This is a genomic window from Ruminococcus callidus ATCC 27760 (genome assembly GCF_000468015.1).
GTDB lineage: Bacteria > Bacillota > Clostridia > Oscillospirales > Ruminococcaceae > Ruminococcus_C > Ruminococcus_C callidus.
This window is the reverse complement of the sequence record NZ_KI260500.1, coordinates 5,680-11,761: the sequence shown is the minus strand read 5'-3', so window position 1 is coordinate 11,761 and position 6,082 is coordinate 5,680. Positions and strand designations below refer to the sequence as shown.

General features: G+C 51.2%; 4 protein-coding genes. 1 reads left to right on the top strand and 3 read right to left on the bottom strand.

The window, feature by feature from the left end:
• Positions 1–194 precede the first annotated feature (194 nt).
• Positions 195–2,246 (top strand): SEL1-like repeat protein, encoded by a 2,052-nt coding sequence (locus tag RUMCAL_RS13850; RefSeq protein WP_040648403.1) that lies wholly within the window; start codon positions 195–197, stop codon positions 2,244–2,246.
• 33 nt (positions 2,247–2,279) lie between these two features.
• Here RUMCAL_RS13850 and RUMCAL_RS13845 read toward each other — a convergent pair whose 3' ends face one another.
• From RUMCAL_RS13845 to RUMCAL_RS13835, 3 genes are all read right to left on the bottom strand, one after another.
• Positions 2,280–2,768: a methylated-DNA--[protein]-cysteine S-methyltransferase gene (locus RUMCAL_RS13845; protein ID WP_021683650.1), complete on the bottom strand. Its 489-nt coding sequence runs from the start codon at positions 2,766–2,768 to the stop codon at positions 2,280–2,282.
• Between the two features lie 127 nt (positions 2,769–2,895).
• Positions 2,896–3,600, bottom strand: a complete 705-nt coding sequence (deoD, locus tag RUMCAL_RS13840; protein WP_021683648.1) for a purine-nucleoside phosphorylase — start codon at positions 3,598–3,600, stop codon at positions 2,896–2,898.
• Between the two features lie 31 nt (positions 3,601–3,631).
• Complete coding sequence (locus tag RUMCAL_RS13835; protein ID WP_021683647.1) at positions 3,632–5,053, bottom strand: MATE family efflux transporter; 1,422 nt, start codon at positions 5,051–5,053, stop codon at positions 3,632–3,634.
• Positions 5,054–6,082: the final 1,029 nt, after the last annotated feature.

Below are 6,082 nucleotides of genomic sequence, written 5' to 3'. Positions count from 1 at the left end.
CCAGACGCTCTTTGTGCGGTATTGCCTTAGGGAAACACGGATTAAAGCTTGTGTATAGGATTCATCGTCAGGCGGGCTTTATGCGGTATTGCCTTATGTCACTTGACACACTTGTTATTTTGCATTATAATAAGTATCACGATTACGGAGAAATATGGGCAACTACGCACAGGCTCTCAGAAAGGGGAACGGTGATGAAAAAGAGAAGATTTGACTGGCTGCGAAAGACCAGTTCGGCAGATGTGATGAACCCGAAAAATTATGAATATCGGCTGAAACAGCTGGACGATGACAATCCGGCAGAACAGAAAGAAGCATATACGTGGTTTCAGAAGCACGCAGAAGAAGGCGATGCATCTGCACAGTATCAGACCGCAATGTGTTTTCTGCATGGAGTTGGTGTGGAAAAAGATGAGGAACAATTCCTGTATTGGCTCACAAAGTCTGCGGAACAGGAGTACGGCGAGGCACTGACGACAATGGGGATTCATTATTTCTATGATTTTGATGCCGTAGAAGAAACAGAACAGGGGATTCCGTGGATGGAACGTGCCATAGAACAGCATGATGATAATGCGGCTGCGATATTGGGTGTATATCTTGTGGAAACTCCGAAAGAGGACTGCCACGAGGAAGAACGCAGGCACCGCGGCTTTTTGTTGCTGCAATCTTCTGCTCTGGAAGGCAACCTTGAAGATCATCTGCGGATACAGGCGTTTTTTGAATTAGGGCATTGTTATTATTACGGCATTGGAACAGAAACAAATATTGAAGAAGCTTATACGTGGTATGCCCGTGCTGCGGAATCGGGGAGTGAAAGTGCTCAGTATCTGGCGGCATCTTTGATACTGGACAAGCGGTGTTCTGAAACGGATACCGCAAAAGCCATTGCGTGGCTGCGGCAGGCAGCAGAACAGGGCTGTATGTATTCCACGATGCGGTTAGGGGAATGCTATCTGGAAGGCAACGTGGTGCCCAAAGATGCGGAAGAAGCTTTTCAGTGGTTTCAGAAGTCAGCGGAGCTTGGCAACCCCGCTGCGGTCAATATGGTGGGACGCTGCTATATGGACGGGAACGGCGTAGAGCAAGATCAGGAAAAGGCATTTCAGTATTTTCAGAAGGCATCAGAAGCTGGTGACGAATCTGCTATGTTTAATCTGGCAGACTGTTATTTCAACGGGCTGGGAACGGAGCAGTCCGAAGAACAGGCAGTGCCGTGGTATCAGAAAGCCGCCGAAGCGAACATTTCCATTGCTCAGTACATGCTGGGAACCTGTTATCATTTTGGAAAGGGCGTTTCGCCGAATGAAGAACTGGCACTGCACTGGCTTCGAAAAGCTGCTGAACAGGACTATGTCGGGGCACAGTACGCATTGGGCACGCTTCTGTTCCGGAATGAGGATAGCGGAGAAAACGATGCCGAAGCAGTCCGTTGGCTGGAACGTGCCGCAGAACTGGGCGATATTGGTTCTCAGGTGAAGCTGGGCGTTTGCTATCAGGATGGATACAACGTGCTGGAGCAGGGAAAGGTCTGCTTCAAGGAGGACATGGAAAAAGCAGTGGAATTGTTTCAGAATGCTGCGGAACAGGGCGATGCAGAAGGACAATTCCAGCTTGCCAACAGCTATCGTTTCGGTTTAGGCGTGAAAAAGAATGTGCCGAAAATGCTGTACTGGCTGCGGCTGTCTGCCATGCAGGGCTATGCAGAGGCACAGTATGCACTGGGGATCTGCTATCAGGACGGTATCGGTGTAAAAGCGGATATAGAGAAGGCAATGGACTGGTATGAGCGTTCTGCTGCCCAGAATTATCCCGATGCCATTTGTTCCGTGGGCATGTACTATCTGGACGAGGAAGACGATGTGGAAACTGCCAAGCGTCTGGTGTATAAAGCGGCCCAGATGGACTGTCCGGAAGCACAGTATTTAATGGGTATGTTTCTCTATGAGGGCGATGACAGCGAAGAAGATGAGGAAGCTGTCGCATGGTTTCGAATGGCAGCACGGTATCAGAATCACGGCGGTGCCATGGGCATGCTGGGCTATTGCTACATGAACGGCACCGGTGTAGAGCAAGACGACGAAATGGCAAGGGTCTGGCTCAAAAGAGCGGCAGAGTGTCGGGATTATGATGCCATTGAACTGCTGAAAAATTACTACATGATCGACGACTACGACGATTTCGAATACGAAGATTACGGCGATGAGCCGGAGTATGATGACGAGGACGACGACTGGGAAGATTAAAGGCAATACCGCACAAAGATTGTGCGGTATTGCCTAAAACCGGAATCCCCGCATATCCTGTCCCTCCAGTGTCAGCAGGTCGATCTTCCGGCGGTCATTGCCGAAATAGCCGCCCAGCTTGCCGTTGGCACCGACCACCCGATGACAGGGAATGAAAATGGCAATGGGGTTTCGTTTCATGGCACCACCTACCGCCTGTGCGGACATCTTAGGAATGCCCATTTCCCGTGCAGCTTCCTGTGCCAGCATGCCGTATGTGGCAGTGCAGCCAAAGGGAATCTGCTGTGCCAGCCGCCAGATCCGCAGCTGAAACGGCGTTCCAGCCGGACGGAGCAGGGGTGTAGTTTCCGGAGCCTTGCCATTGAAGTAGGTGTCCAGACAGCGGCACACGCTTTCCAAAAACGGTGTAGGTGATTGCGGCAGTGTTGCCGGCACATCAAAAGCCGCTTCTGTCAGAGCATTGTCCTCGGCAGTAAGGCGGATATTTCCCAGAGGGGAATGGTAGATCAACTGTGTTTGCATAAGATGTTCCTTTCTTTACATGATATACAAATACAGCCCGAGAATAACAGTGGCAATACCGCACAAAGAGCGTCTGGCGACTTTGTGCGGTATTGCCCAGTATTCTCGGGCTGTTGTTTTTTTGGTGTTATGCACAGGCAGTTTCCAGTGCGATTCGCATCATATCGGTGAAAGAAGTCTGTCGTTCTTCTGCGGTGGTGGATTCGCCCCGCAGCGGACAGTCCGAAACAGTTACGATGCACAGGGCTTCCTTTCCGGCGGCAGCAGCATTCATGTACAGTGCAGCCGACTCCATTTCCGTGGCAAGCACGCCCATTTTCGCCCACTGCGGCAAAGGGCTTGGCTCGTTGTAAAACACATCGGTGGAGAGCAGGTTGCCCACATGCACCGGAATCCCCAGCCTGCCGGCAGTCTGGTAGGCTTGTTCCAGCAGGGCGAAGGAGGCGATAGGGGCGTATGTGCCGGCGAGGTGATACTGTGCCGCATAGTTGGAGTCCGTGCAGGCAGCCTGTCCCAGTACCACATCACGGAGGTGAATGTGGTCGGCAACGCCGCCGGCAGTGCCGATGCGGAGAATCCGGTCTACGTCATACTCGTGGAACAACTCATAGGAATAGATGCCGATCGAGGGCATGCCCATGCCGCTGCCCTGTACGGAAACCGGTACGCCGTGATAGGTGCCGGTGTAGCCGTACATGCCGCGGACGGTATTGTAGCATACCGCATTTTCCAGAAAATGTTCTGCGATGAATTTCGCCCGCAGCGGGTCGCCGGGCATGAGTACGGTTTTGGCAATGTCGCCTTTGGCGGCTGCGTTATGAGGGGTTGCCATAAAAATCAGTCCTTTCACATATGAAATGAGGTTATTTTCTGCGGCGAAGCTGTCCCAGTGTCTGGGTGATAGCGTTGAAGTTGTACAGCACCATAAAGACAAATCCCACAGCCAGAATCAAAATCCACATAGGCGGAGCCTCCACCACGACAATGCCCAGCAGGAACAGGGCGGCGGTGTTGGCGGCGAATTTGGCGTGGTTGACCGGAAACGGAACATACTTCCGTGCGTCCACGATCCGGATACAGTAGCAGACAAAGTAGCTGGCGAATGTGGCAATTGCCGCACCCATGATGCCCCAGATGTGAATGAGGATAATGTTCAGCACGATGTTCACGATTGCAGCCACCAGACTGGTCCAGAACGAGTGTGTGGTGTGCTGGGTCGCAGAGTAAACGCTGCTCAGGAACTGGTTGAAGCACATCATCAGCACGCCTACGATCAGTACCGGCGTATAGAGGAACGCGGTGGCGTATTCCGGATAGGTGTTGGAATCGATCAGAATGTTGGACAGGATCCGGACAAATACGATCAGTCCGGTACTGGCGATAAACATGAACGACTGGTAGGTATCGAATACACGGTGATAGAACCGGCTTCTGTCCTTGGAGTCGTTTTCCTCAATGGCGGACATGTTCCACGCCTGAAAGAAAATCGTGGAAATGGTGGAGATCAGGTTCGGGATCTTGGTGGAAACACCGTAGATACCGGCGGCAGTTTCGCCCACCAGTCCTGCCGGACCGGACATGTACCGGATAAACAGCCGGTCGGAAAAGCCGGTCACCAGCCACAGCAGGGCGGACGGGATCAGCGGAATGGAAAACCGCAGCATCATGCGTAAGATCTTCTTGTCCATGTACCGCAGCCGGAAGTACCGGTGCAGTCCGGCGACCGCCCACAGGAACAGCCCCGACAGCAGGTCGGACAAGATCACGGAGATCAGGAAGCCTGTTACACCTAGATGGAATCCCGCAATAAAGGTCACATTGAACAGGAACAGGGTCAGCGTGGCGAGTATGCCGTCTATGGCAAACAATCGCACCAACCCTCGTGCCCGCACAAACTGGGAGGCGATCTGTCGGAATCCGGAAGTGATACAGTAGATCACCAGCAGCACCACATAGCCCTCTGTATAGGGCAGCAGGGTGAGTGCCGGCGAAAGCAGCAGCAGAATGCCGATGCCGAACAGCTCTGTCACACAGGCGGAAGTAAAGACCTTGCGGTTGTCGAAGTTTTTGTCAATGCCGTAGCGAATGACTGCATCGGCAATGGAAAAAGTAATGATCGGAATCAGAAAGTTTGCGGTCTGTTCCAGCAGCTCCTTCGTGCTGTTGTCGCCGGGGTTGATGTTTCCCGTATAAAGCCGCGTCAGCAGCAGGAGCAGAATCTTGGAACCGAATGAGCCGATCGCAAATATCAGCGTATTCGAAACGAGTTTTTTGTATTTGTTCATGAAAGCCCACCTTTATCTGTGTTTCACCGCACCGGAAAATCTGACAACGCCTCTTATGCACAGGTTTCGCACAGTTGCCTGTCATGCCGTCGATTTTTTCGGTGCTTCTTCTTATTATAACATAAATCGATGCAAAATGGAATCTTTTTTTGCAAATCTCTGCCGGAAAACAGAATTTGTGCATCTTTAACAATTTGATGATCGCAAAATTGTACATATATACAAACCTCAAAAATTTTTTCTGGAAAGTGCAACATTTCGGGGTGCTCGATTGTGTATATAGTGAAGGGATTTTTTGTGGGGTGAAGAACCCCGCAGAAATGGGCGATCAGAAATCGTCCGAAAGGAACGGAAATGTGAAATCATAATAGAAACACCGAGCAAAGCTTGTGGTAAGATGCGTCGTCAGATTTTTCGGTCGACAGATTGCATAGAAATTCCGCAGGCATACTTTCCGTATGGCAAGGGATTTCTGGGCAATATGACGAAAAATCTGCACGCAGATTGCGTACAAAGCCGTCAGGCGGGCTTTATTCAGTGTTTCCATAATACATGGACAGGCAGCGGAGCAGGAGCACTTCTCCGCCTGTGGACCTGATGCCGCGAAGGGACAGCAAGGGAAAGCTGGCGGGATCGGGCGTGTGTCTGCTGTCGGTCGATGTGCAGTGGAAACACTGATGAAAGAAACTTGCCGCGGAAAGGATGACAGGTGAATTTCATCAGTGCTTCCCACAAGAGGCGTTCACATCAAAATGCGAACGCGATCGAGAGAGCGTGGCTCTCGTTTCTCATTTCCTCTGTTTGGCAGTGTTCCCGCGGGAATACTGTCAGATGCGTATCGGCAAAAACGAGAGATATTTGCTATATTCCCTCATTATTTGCTTTATATACATATTGCGTCTAAAAATATGCGGTATGATGAAAATGGAATGCGTTGTGTGGCAGGCGTGTGCCTGTCGAATGCATGTGCAACAGCATGCCAGCGTATTCTGTTAAGGCAATATCGCACAAAGATTGTGCGACAGATGC